The organism is Pseudomonas arsenicoxydans, assembly GCF_900103875.1.
Lineage (GTDB): Bacteria > Pseudomonadota > Gammaproteobacteria > Pseudomonadales > Pseudomonadaceae > Aquipseudomonas > Aquipseudomonas arsenicoxydans.
On the sequence record NZ_LT629705.1, the window covers coordinates 5,672,333 to 5,687,473 of the forward strand.

Consider the following 15,141-nt stretch of genomic DNA (forward strand, 5'->3'; position numbering starts at 1 on the left):
GAATTCGTAAAGTGCTCACTCAGGAGCACCGAGTTGCTCTCATCGCGGCAAGCCCCGCGAAGGCGGTGTGTCTGACACACCGCCGTTCCGGGTCAAACCAGATGCAACGCCGTCAACAACATATCGATAGCCTTGATGCCCACGAACGGCACCAGAAGCCCGCCCAGGCCATAGATCAGCAGATTGCGTCGCAACAGCGCCGCCGCACTTGCCGCCTGCACCCGCACGCCGCGCAGCGCCAGTGGAATCAGCACCACAATGATCAAGGCGTTGAACACGATGGCCGACAGGATCGCGCTCTGCGGACTGGTCAGATGCATGACGTTCAACACGCCCAGTTGCGGATAGATCGAGGCGAACAGCGCCGGCAGGATCGCGAAGTATTTGGCCACGTCGTTGGCGATGGAAAAGGTCGTCAGCGCGCCACGGGTCACCAGCAATTCCTTGCCGATCTGCACCACGTCCAGCAGCTTGGTCGGATCGCTGTCGAGGTCGACCATGTTCGCCGCCTCGCGCGCCGCCTGGGTGCCGTCGTTCATCGCCATGCCCACATCCGCCTGGGCCAGGGCCGGGGCATCGTTGGCGCCGTCGCCGCACATCGCGACCAGGCGACCGTCGTTCTGCTCGTGACGAATGCGCGCCAGTTTTTTCTCCGGCGTGGCTTCGGCCAGCACGTCGTCGACGCCCGCTTCGGCGGCAATCGCCGCGGCGGTCAGCGGGTTGTCGCCGGTGACCATGACCGTGCGAATCCCAAGTTTGCGCAGCTCGGCGAAACGCTCGCGAATGCCGGGTTTGACCACGTCCTTGAGGTGGATCGCACCGAGCAATTTACCTTCGGCGCAAACCAGCAACGGCGTGCCGCCGCTCTGGGCGATCTTGTCGATTTCCCGCGACAGGGCTGGTGCCATGTCAGCACGTTTCAGGCCGACGAACGCCAGCAGCGAATCCACCGCGCCCTTGCGATACACGCGGCCCTGATAGTCGACGCCAGAGAGGCGGGTTTCAGCGCTGAACGGCACAGCGGTCAACACATCGGCCGCTGGCTCGGATTGTGGGTGGGTCCCACGCAGGTATTCGACGATGGATTTGCCTTCAGCCGTGTCATCGGCCAACGAGGCAAATAACGCACCTTCGGCCAGCTCCTTGGCAGTGACGCCCGGTGCCGGATGAACCGCTGTGCAACGACGGTTACCAAAGGTGATGGTGCCTGTCTTGTCCAGCAGCAGGACGTGTACGTCCCCCGCCGCTTCCACAGCGCGACCGGATTTGGCGATCACGTTCAGGCGCACAAGACGGTCCATCCCGGCGATCCCGATGGCGGACAGCAAGCCGCCAATCGTGGTTGGAATCAGCGTGACCAATAACGCCACCAGGAACACCAGCGGCAGGTTGCCGTTGGCGAAGTGGGCGAACGGTTGCAGCGTCACGACCACCAACAGGAAGATCAGGGTCAGGCCGATCAGCAGGATGTCGAGCGCGACCTCGTTCGGGGTTTTCTGCCGTTTGGCACCCTCGACCAACGCAATCATACGGTCCAGTGTCGACTCACCGGGGTTGGCGGTGATGCGCACCAGCAGCCAGTCGGACACCAGCCGCGTGTTGCCGGTGACGGCGGAACGGTCGCCACCGGATTCGCGGATCACCGGCGCGGATTCACCGGTAATTGCCGCTTCGTTGACCGCGGCAATACCTTCAATCACCTCGCCGTCGCCGGGGATCATTTCCCCTGCTTCGACGCGGACCACATCGTCTTTGCGCAGACTGGTGGCCGGCACCACTTGGAAGCTGCCGTTGCTGGTTTTGCGGCGCGCGCTCAAGCCCTCGCTGCCGGCCTTGAGGCTGTCGGCGCGAGCCTTGCCACGCCCTTCGGCCAAGGCTTCGGCGAAGTTGGCAAAGAGCACGGTGAACCACAACCACAGGGCGATTTGCGCGGCGACGAAGGTCGGCACGGCGGTGTCGGGAATGAAGCACAGCACGGTGGTCAGGATCGCGGTCAGCTCGACCACCAGCATCACCGGCGCACGCTGCAACTGTCGAGGGTCGAGCTTGACGAAGGCTTGCACCAGCGCCGGACGCCACAGGGCCGAGATCGCGGTTTTCGGTTGTTCCGGCGTCTTGACGACGGCGGTTTTGCTTACAGGCATATTCATGATGGATTCCTTAGAAGCCCATACTCAGATGTTCGGCAATCGGGCCCAGCGCCAGCGTCGGCAAGAAGGTCAAACCACCCACCAGCAAAATGGTCACGGTCAGCAACGTCACGAACAACGGACCATGGGTCGGGAAGCTGTTCTGGCCGATCGGTGCTGTTTTCTTCATCGCCAGGCTGCCGGCCAACGCCAGTACCGGGAGGATGTAACCGAAGCGACCGATCAACATGCCAAGACCGAGCATCAAGTTGTGGAACGTGGTGTTGGCACTAAAGCCGCCGAACGCCGAACCGTTATTCGCGCTGGCCGAGGTGTAGGCGTAGAGCAACTGACTGAAACCGTGGGCGCCGGGGTTACTCACCGCCGCAACAGGACCAGGCAGGCTCGCGGCAATCGCGCCCAGCACCAGCACGCCGACCGGCATTACCAGCAAGGTCACCACCAGCAGTTGCACTTCCCGCGCTTGCAGTTTCTTACCGAGGTATTCCGGGGTGCGGCCGATCATCAGGCCGGCGAGGAACACGGCGATCAGCACGTTGAGCAACATGCCGTAGAGCCCGGCACCGACGCCGCCGAAGATCACTTCGCCGACCATCATGTTGACCATCGCGACCATGCCGCTCAGCGGGTTGAGGCTGTCGTGCATGCCGTTGACCGAACCGTTGGACGCCGCCGTGGTAGTCACCGACCACAGCACGGTGGCGGTGGTGCCGAAGCGCGCTTCCTTGCCTTCAAGCGGCGCGGTCTGTTCAACGGCGACGTTGTTCAGGCTCGGGTTCGGCTGATATTCAGCCCACAGCGACGTCGCACCGCCGATCAGGAACAGCGCCAGCATGCAGGCGATGATTGCGCGGCTCTGACGCAGGTCTTTCACGTAATGGCCGAAGGTGAACACCAGGGCGACCGGGATCAGAATGATCGAGGCCAGTTCGAACAGGTTGCTCCACGCCGTCGGGTTCTCGAACGGATGCGCCGAGTTGACGCCGAAGAAGCCACCGCCGTTGGTGCCCAGTTGCTTGATCGCAATCTGGCTGGCGGCCGGGCCGAGCGGGATCACCTGATCGACACCTTGCATCGTCACGGCATTCACATACTGCGCGAAGGTTTGCGGTACGCCTTGCCAGACCAGGTACAACGCCAGCAGCAGGCACAGCGGCAGCAAGCCGTAGAGGGTCGCGCGGGTCATGTCGACCCAGAAGTTACCCAGGGTCTTGGTCGACTTGCGACCGATACCGCGGCACAACGCAACCAATACTGCCAGGCCGGTCGCGGCGCTGACGAAGTTCTGCACGGTGAGGCCGACCATCTGGCTCAGGTAGCTCAGCGACGCTTCACCGCTGTAGGACTGCCAGTTGGTGTTGGTCATGAAGCTGACGGCGGTGTTGAACGCCAGTGTCCACTCCTGACCCGGCAGGTTCTGCGGGTTGAGCGGCAAGTGGTCCTGGAACAGCAGGATCATGAACAACAGCAAGAAGCCTGCGAGGTTGAAGGCGAGCAAGGCCAGGGTGTATTTCTGCCAGCTCTGTTCGGCCTGCGGATCAACGCCGGCCACCCGATAACAACCGCGCTCGACCGGTCCAAGGATGGGCGACAGCCAAGTGCGCTGACCTTCCATGACCTTGTAGTAGAACCGCCCCAGAAACGGTGCCGGGATCAGCACCAGGGCGAAGAAGGCGAGGATCAGCCAATAGTCATAACTGTGCATAGCCGCTCCTAGTTCCGGTCCGCGCGCAACAGCGCAACCAACAGATAAATGAACAGCCCCACTGCCAATAGCAGTGACACCCCGTCCAGAACGCTCATGGAAGTTCTCCGTGTTACGGCGTATTGCCGCGTGTGGAGTCATTGTCGGCAGGGAGGCTGTAAAGGAACGAGACCGAGGGGGTTGGCTGGGCATAAAGAAAGCGTAAAGAGTGGGTTTACGCGGGGGTTACAGGGAGGTTTTGTTGTGTCTGGGCGGGCCTCTTCGCGGGCAAGCCCGCTCCCACATTTGAAATGCGTTTGCCCATACAACGCGATCCCTGTGGGAGCGGGCTTGCCCGCGAAGGCGGCATTACAGGCACCCACGCCCTCAGCTGGCGCACCAAAATGCGCACATCCAGCGTCGAACATCCCCGATACGACACCTTTTGGCGCTTTACGACCGCTATCCGAACACTGGCACGCCCACTGCAAACGCCCTCCCCGACGCTTTCCAAACCGTTCAGGGAGCAAACGCATGAACACACAACTCAAACCCACACTCGGCACGTTGCACTTGTGGGGCATCGCCGTCGGGCTGGTGATTTCCGGTGAATACTTCGGTTGGAGTTATGGCTGGGGTGTGGCCGGGACGCTGGGTTTTCTGGTGACCTCGTTTATGGTCGCCACGATGTACACCTGCTTCATCTTCAGTTTCACCGAGTTGACCACCGCGATTCCTCACGCGGGCGGTCCCTTTGCCTACAGCCGCCGCGCCTTTGGCGAAAAAGGCGGATTGATTGCCGGACTGGCGACACTGATCGAATTCGTCTTCGCGCCGCCGGCGATTGCCTTGGCCATCGGCGCTTACCTCAACGTGCAATTCCCGGCCCTCGACCCGAAACACGCAGCGGTCGGCGCTTACATCGTGTTCATGGGGTTGAACATTCTCGGGGTGAAATTGGCGGCAACCTTCGAACTGGTGGTCTGCGTGCTGGCCGTCGCCGAGTTGCTGGTATTCATGGGCGTGGTCGCTCCAGCGTTCAGCTTCAGTAACTTCGCGCTCAATGGCTGGGCCGGTTCCGATGTGTTCGGGGCGCCGGCGATAGCCGGGATGTTCGCGGCGATTCCGTTTGCCATCTGGTTCTTCCTGGCAATCGAAGGCGCAGCGATGGCCGCCGAAGAAGCCAAGGACCCCAAGCGCACGATTCCCAAGGCCTACATCAGCGGCATTCTGACCTTGGTGTTGCTGGCGATGGGCGTGATGTTCTTTGCCGGTGGCGTCGGCGACTGGCGCACCCTGTCGAACATCAACGATCCGCTGCCACAAGCCATGAAAACCGTGGTCGGCGAAAGCTCGGGCTGGTTGCACATGCTGGTATGGATCGGCCTGTTCGGTCTGGTGGCGAGTTTCCACGGGATCATCCTGGGTTACTCTCGGCAGTTCTTCGCCCTCGCCCGGGCCGGTTACCTGCCCAAATCCCTGGCCAAGCTCTCGCGCTTCCAGACGCCACACCGGGCGATCATCGCGGGCGGCGTGATCGGTATTGCGGCGATCTACAGCGACGGTTTGATCAACCTCGGCGGCATGACCCTGACGGCGGCGATGATCACCATGGCCGTGTTCGGCGCGATCGTGATGTACATCATGAGCATGCTCAGCCTGTTCAAGTTGCGTAAAACCGAACCGAACCTGGAACGCACTTTTCGCGCGCCGTGCTATCCACTGGTGCCGATGATTGCGCTGGTACTGGCCGTGGTGTGCCTGGTGGCGATGGCGTGGTTCAACGCACTGATCGGGGTGATTTTCCTCGGCTTCATGGCGGTGGGTTTCGTGTACTTCATGCTCACCGCACAACTGCGCGCCGATGCGCCAGCGGACGCCATGCTGACCGGGCTATAAACAGCTCACTGGCTGCACTCATATCAGGCATAGAATGGAACCACTGCGATTTTCCATCGCTCAAAGTGGTATGCACGATCGGTTGGCGAAATCCGCCCACCGTCCTGCCCTCAAGGAGAGCCCTATGCCCTGGTATGCCTGGTTGATTCTGGTCGTTGCAATCGGCTCGATCGTTGGCGGTTTGATGATGTTGCGCGACACCGCCACCAAGGTCGATCTGACCGAAGAACAACGTAAACGTGTCGCGGAACGTAACGCACAAGCGGACGCCAAGGATGCGCAGGACCGCTGAACAAAAACCCTGTCGCTCTTAATGAACGACAGGGTTTTGCGTGGCTACTTTTCCCAATCCGCCTTGGCAATGTGCAAGCCGTGCAGCCCTTTGTAGGCCGCGCGCTCGGGCTGGCTCCAGCCCTCGAGCAAAGATTCCTCCAACCTATAAATCTCCACCCCCAGCGGGCGACAGACGCTTAGCGGATCCTGCGCATCGGGCCCCCACATGGCCAGCGACAGGTCACCGCCCGGGCAGGTCGAAAGCGCGCACAGCAAATCGATCTCGGCAAAGAACTCCAGATAATCGCCTTTCTGCGCCGGACAGGCTTTCATGAAGTACATGTCGTCGTGGTTCAGGCCCGTGCACTGGAAAATGTTCAGCACGTCATGCACGTCAAATTCGGTCAGGCCATGGGGCAACACGGCGCGAGTCAGGTTGGAATGGCAGTGATGGTGGAAGTCCTCGCCGGTGAGCATTTTGTTCACGTAGGGGTCGCAGCGCGTGCCGAGCAAATCGTGCAAACGACCGCCATGTTCATCGATGCCGTATCCGGCCAGGCTGTCGTCGGTAATCGTCACCAGCGGCCGTAAAAATGGCAGGTTCGACCAGAGCCGGTCATGGGTGCTGACATGCGCGCCTTGCAACTGCCGGGTCCGCGCCGCCCACAGACGTTCGCGTGGGTCGTTGGCATTCCAGACGTTGAAGTCGCCGACTTGCGGGCCGACCGGCGTGGTCACCCGAAACACATGCCCGGCTGGCACGTTCCAGGCCCGACCAGTGCGGATCGGCACTTCGAACTGCTCGATCAACGTGCGCCCCTCCTTCGCATCGCGGATCCGCTCGTAGAAGGCGGTGTCCACCTGCAAGGCCGAGCCTTTGCTGACTTGATAGGCCGCCGGATAGTCTTTGTACATGGCACGAATCCTCGATCAGTGATGGGAAGGAGCAAGCATTTGCAAAAGGAGGTGTTCGGAATCGTCGAGATAAAGGCTCATGGCATCTTGAGCCGCGGCCTTTTCGCCCTCGGTCAGCAGGTCATGAATCTGCCGGTCTCGAGCCAGCCAGGGCGCCTGAAACCGTGATTCATCCGGCGCGGAGCAAAACACCAGGCGCAGTTGCGCAACGATGTTGGTGAAAAACTCATCGAACAACGAACTGCGCAGCAAACCGACAATGTGTTGATGAAAGGCCAGGCTGTGGGTCCCGACGGCGCGCCAGTCCTCACGCTCGCGAGCAAGCTCGGTGGCTTCCAGGGCTTGGAGCATGCGATCGGACTGATAGCTGCGCAGCGGCAGACTGGCACTGATGGCTTGCAATTCGAGGGTGCGACGCACGTTGAACAAGTCCCGCACGTCATCGACACCCAGCCTGCGCACCATAACGCCCTTGTTGCGCACGTAACGGGTCAGGCCTTCCTGCCCCAGGCGATGCAACGCCTCGCGTATTGTATTGCGAGAGGCGTTGTAGGCGGACACCAGATCGTTCTCTACCAACGCCATGCCAGGCAGTAAACGGCCGCCAATGATGTCGGCACGTAGCTCCAATGTGATGTGGTCGGCCAGCGACATACCACTGTTCATATTCATCGCCTCAGGATTGTTCAACAATCGTCAGCTAATGAGTAATCACTATTCGTGCCACCACTGGGAATACCCTTCGACCAAGATCGACGCATCTGCATGCTTTTTAGAAGTAGAAGTACAGTCACCATCCCATTTTCATTGGTTAAGATGGCGCATTGTTGCGGAGATACACGATGCGTTACTCGCAGGACCATAAAGCCCAGACACACCAACGCATAATCAAAGAAGCTTCAGTACGATTTCGCCGTGACGGTATCGGCGCGACCGGCCTGCAACCGCTGATGAAAGCATTGGGATTGACGCACGGCGGCTTTTACTCACACTTCAAGTCCAAGGACGAGTTGGTGGAGAAAGCCCTGCAGGCTGCCGGTGAACAGTGCGACGTTGTCTGCGCCGAGCTGTTCGCTCAGGAACATCCGCTGGAAGCGTTCATCGACACCTACTTGTCACAATGGCACCAGACTTCACCCCATGAAGGTTGCCCGCTGCCGACCATGTCATCGGAACTGGGATTGCGCGGACAACCCAGCCCGACTTCCGATGCGGTGCTCCACGCAAGGCTTGAACAAGTACAAGGCACGCTTGAAGGTGAAGACGCCGCTGATCGCAGCATCGTCATAATGTCCGCCCTGGTCGGGGCGTTGCTGCTATCGCGCAGTGTCGAGAACCCGGACCTGGCCCAGCGGATTCTCGACGTGACCGGCGAGTTTCTCAAACAGCCTCTGGCTTAACCCTCCCAGCGCTTGAACAGCACGCTGGCGTTCACACCGCCAAAACCAAAGCCGTTGGACAATGCATACTCGATAGCCATCGGCCGTGCCTGACCGTGGACGATGTCTACGCCTTGCGCCGCTGGATCCGGGTTTTCGAAGTTGAGGGTCGGTGGAACGATCTGATCGCGGATCGCCAACAGGGTAAAAATCGCCTCGATCCCGCCTGCTGCGCCAAGCAAATGCCCGGTCGCCGACTTGGTCGAAGTCACCGCAATCTTGTTGTCCGAACCAAACAACGACTTGATCGCCGCCAACTCTCCAAGGTCGCCCACCGGAGTGGAGGTGGCATGAGCGTTGAGATGCTGCACCTGTGCAGCCGAAATGCCTGCCTGGGCCAACGCCAACGACATTGCCCGACGCGCACCGCTGCCGTCTTCAGGGCCCGCGGTCAGGTGAAAGGCGTCCGCAGTGGTGCCGTAACCGACCAGTTCAGCCAAGGGTTGAGCACCGCGAGCCAGCGCATGGTCCAGTGATTCGATCACCAGAAGGCCAGCGCCCTCACCCATCACGAAGCCATCACGGCCACTGTCGAACGGCCTTGAGGCACGCTCCGGAGTGTCGTTGTAACCGCTGGACAACGCGCGAGCCGCGGCGAACCCGGCAAGACTGACGCGATCGATCGCAGCCTCCGCGCCACCGCACACGGCGATGTCCGCCTCACCACATCGAATCAGCCGCGCGGCGTCTCCAATCGCCTGCACCCCGGCCGCACACGCCGTCACCGGAGCACCCAACGGGCCCTTGAATCCATGCTGGATCGACACATGGCCGGCCGCCAGGTTGACCAGAAATGAAGGAATGGTGAACGGCGACAAACGTCGCGGGCCGCGGCTGTCGGTGGTCCGAACCGCATCGGCAATCGCACCGAAACCACCGACGCCCGAGCCGATGATCGTGGCCGTGCGTTCCTGGGCATTGGCATCCTGAGCTTGCCAGCCGGCCTGCTCCAACGCCTGACGCGCAGCTTCCATGGCAAACAGGATGAAGCGGTCCATCTTCTTCTGCTCTTTGGGCGGCGTCGCACGATCCGGGTCGAAACCCGCCTCGGGATCCTCCGCCAACGTCTGCACTGCGCCTCCGACCTTGGCAGGTAGATCAGCGACCACCTCGTCAGGCAACTGACGCAAACCGGAGCGCCCCGCCAACAGACGCTCCCACACGGCCTCAACGCTGCTACCCAGCGGAGAAACCAGCCCCATGCCTGTTACCACTACTCGACGATCACTCATACCGCATTTACCTCAAACCGATTGAAGGCGCCTCACTTGTAGCGCGCGGCGGCCGTACTTTTGGAAAGATTCGGCGCCATGACCAGGCGAGCCTTTACAAAGTCGTCCCACTCCGCGGCGTTTGGCAACGATGGAATGGTGACCAGCTCACCTTGGTCCAGGCCGGATAACGCCGCATCGACCATTTCCCCCGCCTCCATCACCATATCCGCCGGAATCTGTGTTGCATCGATACCGGAACGCTCCCAGATCTCGGTGCGTGTTACGCCTGGCAACACCGCCTGCACTTTGACCCCGGTGCCTTCCAGCTCCGCATTCAACGACTGGGTCAGGCTTAACACATAAGCCTTGCTGGCGCTGTAAGTCGCATTGAATCGCTCGGGGAACAACGCCACCACCGAGGCAATATTGATGATAGAGCCGCGCCCGGCCTTGGCAAAACTGGCGGCTGCTGCTGATGCCAGGCGGGTGACTGTCGTAACGTTCAGCTGGATCAGGCGCTCCAGTTGCTCCATGTCGGCGTTTGCCAACAAACCATCGGCAGCTACGCCTGCGTTGTTGAGCAACAGGCTGATACTCGAATCACTGCGAAGCCGTTGCTCAACCTTCAGCACATCATCCCGTTGTGTGAGATCCGCCTTGAGCACTTCCACCTTGATGCCATGCTCGGCGCGCAACGTGCTCGCCGCAGCCTCCAGCCGCTGCTCGTCACGAGCAACCAGCAACAAATCAAAACCACGAGCTGCCAAACGCTCAGCGTAAATGGCACCGATACCGGAGGATGCTCCGGTGACGAGGGCTGTACCTTGGGTCTGGAGAGTGTTCATGAGTGTGCTCCTGAGAGATGCGATAGAGAGATGAGCGCTTGGGCGCATCAGCAAATAGGAGAATTATTATAGGCATAATCTTAAAGCAATATGATAGCCGTAATTTTTTTGACTCCGATGAAAGGCACGCCACCTCGCTTTACGCCACAATGCAAAAAGGCCGGTCAATGACCGGCCTCTCGGCGTTGATGTTAAAGCTTAGTTCACTTCCAGCTTCTCGCGATTCTTATCCAGGATCGCTTTACCGATGCCTTTCACTTCCAGCAATTCGTCTACGGACGAAAATGGACCATTACTGTCACGATAAGCAACAATCGCCTTGGCCTTGGCTTCCCCGATACCGGACAGCTCACGCTGCAGGGTGGGTGCATCAGCGCCATTAAGATCGACTTTTCCAGTTTGCGCTTGAGGGGAAACTTCCAGCACCAAAGGTGCGTTGCCTGTCTCAGGCTTCACCGTAGGCGCGGCAATTGCAGCAATAGAGGCGCTGGTGAGCAGGGCAAAAACCAGGGAGTAGAAATAACCAGTACGCATAATTGAAGCTCCATGACATCGATTAGGAAAGCAGCTTTTCCGAAGCTGCCCTCCAAACTTAGGCGATGTGGTGGAGCTGTCAAAAGTGTGTCTATTGCAGGATGTGAAACAATCAGGGTTCGAGACGGCGTTGCTGGTAGATCCAGTCGACGATCTCGCCGTCGGGGGTGTAGCCGCTGACTGTTTCGCGAAGGAGTTGGCGGACGCGGGCGTAGTCGTCCTCTTCTACAGCCCCCAGCAACTCCGCCAAACGCCCCTTGAGGACATCCCAGGGTAGATGGTCTTCGTTAGCGCTCATGATCATCGGATGCTGGGTAGCCGCGACGTTGTCACCGATCAACAACTCCTCATAGAGTTTCTCGCCCGGGCGCAGACCGGTGAATTCAATAGAGATGTCCCCTTGTGGGTTCTTCTCCGAACGAATACTCAACCCCGACAGGTGAATCATTTTTTCAGCCAGTTCGACTATCTTCACCGGCTCGCCCATGTCCAGGACAAACACATCGCCGCCCTGCCCCATGGAGCCAGCCTGGATGACCAATTGCGCGGCTTCGGGAATGGTCATGAAATAACGAGTAATCTTCGGGTGGGTAACCGTCAACGGACCACCGGATTTGATCTGGCTGTGGAACAGCGGGATGACTGAGCCCGACGAACCCAACACATTGCCGAAACGAACCATGGTGAAACGGGTTTTGTTGACGCGCGAAACATTGCCTTTGTCGCCGAACAAGACTGGGGCGATTTCGCGGCTCAGGGCTTGAAGGGTCAACTCGGCAAGTCGCTTGGTACTCCCCATCACATTGGTCGGTCTTACTGCCTTGTCGGTGGAGATCAATACGAAGTTGGAAACACCAGCTTGCACCGCAGCCTGAGCGGTATTAAGTGTGCCCATGACATTATTGAGCACCCCTTCGGCGATGTTGTGCTCGACCATGGGTACGTGCTTATAAGCCGCCGCGTGATAAACGGTATCCACACGCCAGGTCTTCATCACATCAAGGAGCTTGTGTGGATGACGGATCGACCCCAGAACCGGCAACAACCTGACCGGCAATGACTCGCGTAGGATTCGTCTCTCCAGTTCGGAGAGGATGGTGTACAGATTAAACTCGCTGTGATCAAACAACAGTAATGTCGTAGGCGCCAACTCAATGATCTGCCGGCATAGCTCAGAACCAATGGAACCGCCAGCACCGGTCACCATGACCGTTTGACCCTTGATGCAATGCTCCAGCAAAGCGTGCTGTGCTGGAACGGCATCTCGCCCCAGCAAGTCGGCGATATCTACTTCTTGGATATCATCGACTTTGACCCTGCCGCTGGCCAGATCCATGAAGCCGGGCACACTGCGCACGTGTAACGGAAACCCTTCCAGGAAGCCGAGGATTTCTCGACGGCGCCCACGGCTCGAAGAAGGAACGGCAAGCAGGACCTCCTGAGCCCCGGTCACATCTATCATCTGTTGAATTTGTTTAGGTTTGTAGACTTGCAACCCCGAAATGACCCGGTCGGCAATACCAGCATCGTCATCGATAAACGCTACAGGGCGCATTACACGCCCCATACGTAGCGCGGCAACCAACTGATTACCGGCAGCGCCCGCACCATAGATGGCAACTTTCGTCAGGCCATCTTCGCGGCGGGAGAAAGGCTTTCTGTTAGACGCCGAAAACCAGTCGCCCATAAAATAGTGGCGCATACCCAGACGCAGGCCACCAATGATGACCAGGCTGAGCCACCAATAGTTGAAGACGATGGACCTCGGCACCACGGCCTGATGGTTGCTGTACCAGTAAACAATGACGGAAAGTATCAAGGAAGATAACGTGACGGCCTTGAATATCTCGATGAGCGCATCATTGCCAAAGTAGCGCATCACCGCACGATACATGCCAAACCGGATAAACAGCGGAATGGCGATCAGCGGAGCACTGACGAACAACCACAAATGCTCGCGGAATGGATTCACCATGTCGTCGATGCCCAGCCGCACGATAAATGCCATCCACAGGGCACCCCAGACCAATACTACGTCAGTAAAAACCTGGATCATCCGTTTCCGCCGACGCGGTAACGCCAGCAAAAACGCGCGTAATCTATCCATATACCCCTTTACCAATCCGGCCTACTCCCTTGGGTTAATCGGCAGCCTCATTGTACGTAGGGGGAGGAGTATCGTCACAGAAAAATCACAATTCGTCTGCGTCGAATCGGAAAAGCACAGAGAATTCGCTATGTGACTGCCCAAGTCAACGCCAAATAGAACCATCATGCGACACCGTCGACCGCCCCCACACCTGTACCTGCGGCGCCCCTCTCTGCAGTGAGGGACTCAATTTGATGTTTTGTGCCGTGTCTCTATTCGCCGAACGACCGGTAAATCAATCACTATTTTTCAGCAACAACTACTGGACAACCTCAAACACTTGCACGGTTGGCATATCGCATACGCTTTTAAAGTGTTGGTTGTTAAACGCACCTGTTCCAGCCAATTCAATCCGGGCGGCACGGTCGTTTTTTTTGACACCACTAGTTTTTCATCAGTTGAAGCCAGTACTTTCTCAAACTCATTTCGAGGTAACGAACCCGGCATCGTTTTATCAAGAACAATAAAATCCAAGGGCCGATCACAATATTTTCCAGCCGGCGACAAATTGTTCCATATAATAGAAACACAGGACTTCGGAAAGCTTAAAGAATTAAACCCAGTCGGGATGGTAAAATCTGTAAACACGTGCCCTGGCCACGCCCTATTCTCAGAGACACCCATACATTTCGCTATCTCTCCGGCGGTTTCAACCGGGCCTCTACCCAACAGCCCATACGCTCGATACCAGGCTGTACACCTAGCGCGTTGTAACCAGCGTATTCATCGGTCATCAGGTAGCCCCGATAGCTTTCGAGCAAGCGCGACGGAACCTGCTGCGCCCGACTGGTCGCGTAGTCAAACAAGAAAACGGGCTGATTCGGCGGCCACCGGTTTGCACCCACATCCAGGATTGGCTGGTGGGCTCTCGATCTGGCTCTTTCATTACCTGAACACGCGCTTCATCGCAGTGGATGACGCGGCTCTCCAGTAGCCGGTCGTGCATCAAATTCAACAAGGGCTGCAGGTGTTCACCGCACTGGATAACCCAGCGCGCCAAGGTCTGGCGTGGAATATCGACGCCGTGGCGACCGAGGACTTCTTCGAAGCGGCGAATCGGCAAACCGTCGACGTATTTGGCCGTCAGCAACATCGCCAACACACTGGGGCTGGCCATGCTCTTTTCGATAAGTTGCGCAGGCTTGTCTGCGGTAACCGGTGCGGTTTCGCAATCGCGGCAACCGTAGACCTTGCGCACATGTTTGATCACACGGATTTGCATCTGCACGATCTCCAGCAGCTCGCTGATTTCCTCGCCAATGGAGTGCTTGCGGCAGGCGCAGGCGCAGGCGCAGGCGCAGGTCAGCTTGTGCTCGGGCAGTTCGTGAATGACTTCAATAGGCGGAAGATCGGCGGGCAGAGGCTTGCGTTTGCCCCGTCGCTTGGTCAGCGCTATGACCTCTTCTTCAACCGCTTCGTCGACCAACTCGGCGACGCTTTCAGCTTCGTTGAACAAGGCCATTTACGGGGTCGCAGGATCGGCAGCCAACTCTGACTTGCGCCCGAAAAGGCGTTGACGCAACAGCGAGTTTTCTTCTTCGAGATGAACGATTTTGCCCTTGTCCGACTCGCGCTCACTCAACATCTGCGCAAGCAGTTGCTTGAGCAAAACCGGATCGCTAGGAAGGTCCTTGGGCATGGAAACCATGCCCTGGATTATACCGAATCAGGCGACAAATCGAGCTGTCAAAACCTGATGTGGACGGTTGCGCCACAGATCAAAACCATCGAGCAGCCAGTTCAGCTCCTGGACTGTTAGCACGATGGCTTCGTCGGTATGGTCAGGCGATGTTTTGCAGCGTTCGGATTCAAGGCGTTTGAGCCAAAGGCAGAAGCCGTTGCGTTCCCAATACAAAATCTTCACCCGATTGCGGGGTTTGTTGAGTAAGACGAAAAGCACCGGATCGAACACCGCCACTTTGATATCCAGCTCCACCAGTGCGGCTAGGCCGTCGATGGATTTTCGAAAGTCTACGGGTTTAGGGTAGAGGTATACTTTTTCAACTTTGGCATCGGGACGCATCATGGCCGCTGGCTAC

14 protein-coding genes and 1 pseudogene are annotated in these 15,141 nt (G+C 58.5%); 3 read left to right on the top strand and 12 right to left on the bottom strand.

The genetic code is table 11. The features are described from left to right. Positions 1-92 precede the first annotated feature (92 nt). From kdpB to kdpF, 3 genes are read right to left on the bottom strand one after another with little or no spacing between them, the layout of a single operon-like run. The gene (kdpB, locus tag BLQ41_RS26515; RefSeq protein ID WP_090186494.1) at positions 93-2,150 is read right to left on the bottom strand and encodes a potassium-transporting ATPase subunit KdpB; all 2,058 of its coding nucleotides are present in this window, start codon (positions 2,148-2,150) and stop codon (positions 93-95) included. 10 nt (positions 2,151-2,160) lie between these two features. Further along, a complete protein-coding gene (kdpA, locus tag BLQ41_RS26520) occupies positions 2,161-3,855 on the bottom strand; it encodes a potassium-transporting ATPase subunit KdpA (RefSeq protein WP_090186496.1) in 1,695 nt (564 codons plus the stop codon). A gap of 8 nt (positions 3,856-3,863) precedes the next feature. After that, positions 3,864-3,953: a K(+)-transporting ATPase subunit F gene (gene kdpF, locus BLQ41_RS26525; protein ID WP_007899818.1), complete on the bottom strand. Its 90-nt coding sequence runs from the start codon at positions 3,951-3,953 to the stop codon at positions 3,864-3,866. A 415-nt stretch (positions 3,954-4,368) separates the two neighbouring features. Between kdpF and eat the strand changes: the two genes are divergently transcribed. Continuing rightward, positions 4,369-5,733: an ethanolamine permease gene (gene eat / locus BLQ41_RS26530; RefSeq protein WP_090186498.1), complete on the top strand. Its 1,365-nt coding sequence runs from the start codon at positions 4,369-4,371 to the stop codon at positions 5,731-5,733. A 124-nt stretch (positions 5,734-5,857) separates the two neighbouring features. Then, on the top strand, positions 5,858-6,025 hold the full coding sequence (locus tag BLQ41_RS26535; RefSeq protein ID WP_090186501.1) for a DUF2897 family protein: 168 nt from the start codon (positions 5,858-5,860) through the stop codon (positions 6,023-6,025). 44 nt (positions 6,026-6,069) lie between these two features. Here BLQ41_RS26535 and BLQ41_RS26540 read toward each other — a convergent pair whose 3' ends face one another. Continuing rightward, a complete protein-coding gene (locus BLQ41_RS26540) occupies positions 6,070-6,921 on the bottom strand; it encodes an urea carboxylase-associated family protein (RefSeq protein ID WP_090186504.1) in 852 nt (283 codons plus the stop codon). Between the two features lie 15 nt (positions 6,922-6,936). Beyond that, a complete protein-coding gene (locus BLQ41_RS26545) occupies positions 6,937-7,587 on the bottom strand; it encodes a GntR family transcriptional regulator (protein WP_090186507.1) in 651 nt (216 codons plus the stop codon). 176 nt (positions 7,588-7,763) lie between these two features. Between BLQ41_RS26545 and BLQ41_RS26550 the strand changes: the two genes are divergently transcribed. Then, a complete protein-coding gene (locus BLQ41_RS26550) occupies positions 7,764-8,321 on the top strand; it encodes a TetR/AcrR family transcriptional regulator (RefSeq protein WP_090186510.1) in 558 nt (185 codons plus the stop codon). On the opposite strand, the gene fabF is transcribed toward BLQ41_RS26550, so the two are convergent. The 7 genes and pseudogenes from fabF to tnpB all read right to left on the bottom strand — a co-directional run bounded on the left by fabF (position 8,318) and on the right by tnpB (position 15,128). Then, on the bottom strand, positions 8,318-9,592 hold the full coding sequence (fabF, locus tag BLQ41_RS26555; protein WP_090186513.1) for a beta-ketoacyl-ACP synthase II: 1,275 nt from the start codon (positions 9,590-9,592) through the stop codon (positions 8,318-8,320). The two genes, BLQ41_RS26550 and fabF, sit on opposite strands and share 4 nt — an antisense overlap. A gap of 32 nt (positions 9,593-9,624) precedes the next feature. Continuing rightward, positions 9,625-10,419 (bottom strand): SDR family NAD(P)-dependent oxidoreductase, encoded by a 795-nt coding sequence (locus BLQ41_RS26560; protein WP_090186516.1) that lies wholly within the window; start codon positions 10,417-10,419, stop codon positions 9,625-9,627. Between the two features lie 198 nt (positions 10,420-10,617). Next, positions 10,618-10,953, bottom strand: coding sequence for a ComEA family DNA-binding protein (locus BLQ41_RS26565; protein ID WP_090186520.1), 336 nt, complete (start codon positions 10,951-10,953; stop codon positions 10,618-10,620). A 112-nt stretch (positions 10,954-11,065) separates the two neighbouring features. Continuing rightward, on the bottom strand, positions 11,066-13,060 hold the full coding sequence (locus BLQ41_RS26570; RefSeq protein WP_090186523.1) for a polysaccharide biosynthesis protein: 1,995 nt from the start codon (positions 13,058-13,060) through the stop codon (positions 11,066-11,068). A gap of 674 nt (positions 13,061-13,734) precedes the next feature. Further along, a pseudogene (gene tnpC, locus BLQ41_RS26575) lies at positions 13,735-14,564 on the bottom strand (IS66 family transposase). Then, positions 14,565-14,741: a hypothetical protein gene (locus tag BLQ41_RS31485; protein ID WP_408003481.1), complete on the bottom strand. Its 177-nt coding sequence runs from the start codon at positions 14,739-14,741 to the stop codon at positions 14,565-14,567. 27 nt (positions 14,742-14,768) lie between these two features. After that, a complete protein-coding gene (tnpB, locus tag BLQ41_RS26580) occupies positions 14,769-15,128 on the bottom strand; it encodes an IS66 family insertion sequence element accessory protein TnpB (RefSeq protein ID WP_231997070.1) in 360 nt (119 codons plus the stop codon). Between the last annotated feature and the right edge of the window lie 13 nt (positions 15,129-15,141).

Coding starts and splice junctions, on each gene's coding strand:
- BLQ41_RS26535 (WP_090186501.1), top strand. CDS start 5,858: ATGCCCTGGTATGCCTGGTTGATTCTGGTCGTTGCAATCGGCTCGATC.
- BLQ41_RS26570 (WP_090186523.1), bottom strand. CDS start 13,060: ATGGATAGATTACGCGCGTTTTTGCTGGCGTTACCGCGTCGGCGGAAA.
- kdpF (WP_007899818.1), bottom strand. CDS start 3,953: ATGAGCGTTCTGGACGGGGTGTCACTGCTATTGGCAGTGGGGCTGTTC.
- kdpA (WP_090186496.1), bottom strand. CDS start 3,855: ATGCACAGTTATGACTATTGGCTGATCCTCGCCTTCTTCGCCCTGGTG.
- fabF (WP_090186513.1), bottom strand. CDS start 9,592: ATGAGTGATCGTCGAGTAGTGGTAACAGGCATGGGGCTGGTTTCTCCG.
- BLQ41_RS26545 (WP_090186507.1), bottom strand. CDS start 7,587: ATGAACAGTGGTATGTCGCTGGCCGACCACATCACATTGGAGCTACGT.
- kdpB (WP_090186494.1), bottom strand. CDS start 2,150: ATGAATATGCCTGTAAGCAAAACCGCCGTCGTCAAGACGCCGGAACAA.
- BLQ41_RS26540 (WP_090186504.1), bottom strand. CDS start 6,921: ATGTACAAAGACTATCCGGCGGCCTATCAAGTCAGCAAAGGCTCGGCC.
- BLQ41_RS26550 (WP_090186510.1), top strand. CDS start 7,764: ATGCGTTACTCGCAGGACCATAAAGCCCAGACACACCAACGCATAATC.
- tnpB (WP_231997070.1), bottom strand. CDS start 15,128: ATGATGCGTCCCGATGCCAAAGTTGAAAAAGTATACCTCTACCCTAAA.
- BLQ41_RS26565 (WP_090186520.1), bottom strand. CDS start 10,953: ATGCGTACTGGTTATTTCTACTCCCTGGTTTTTGCCCTGCTCACCAGC.
- eat (WP_090186498.1), top strand. CDS start 4,369: ATGAACACACAACTCAAACCCACACTCGGCACGTTGCACTTGTGGGGC.
- BLQ41_RS31485 (WP_408003481.1), bottom strand. CDS start 14,741: ATGCCCAAGGACCTTCCTAGCGATCCGGTTTTGCTCAAGCAACTGCTT.
- BLQ41_RS26560 (WP_090186516.1), bottom strand. CDS start 10,419: ATGAACACTCTCCAGACCCAAGGTACAGCCCTCGTCACCGGAGCATCC.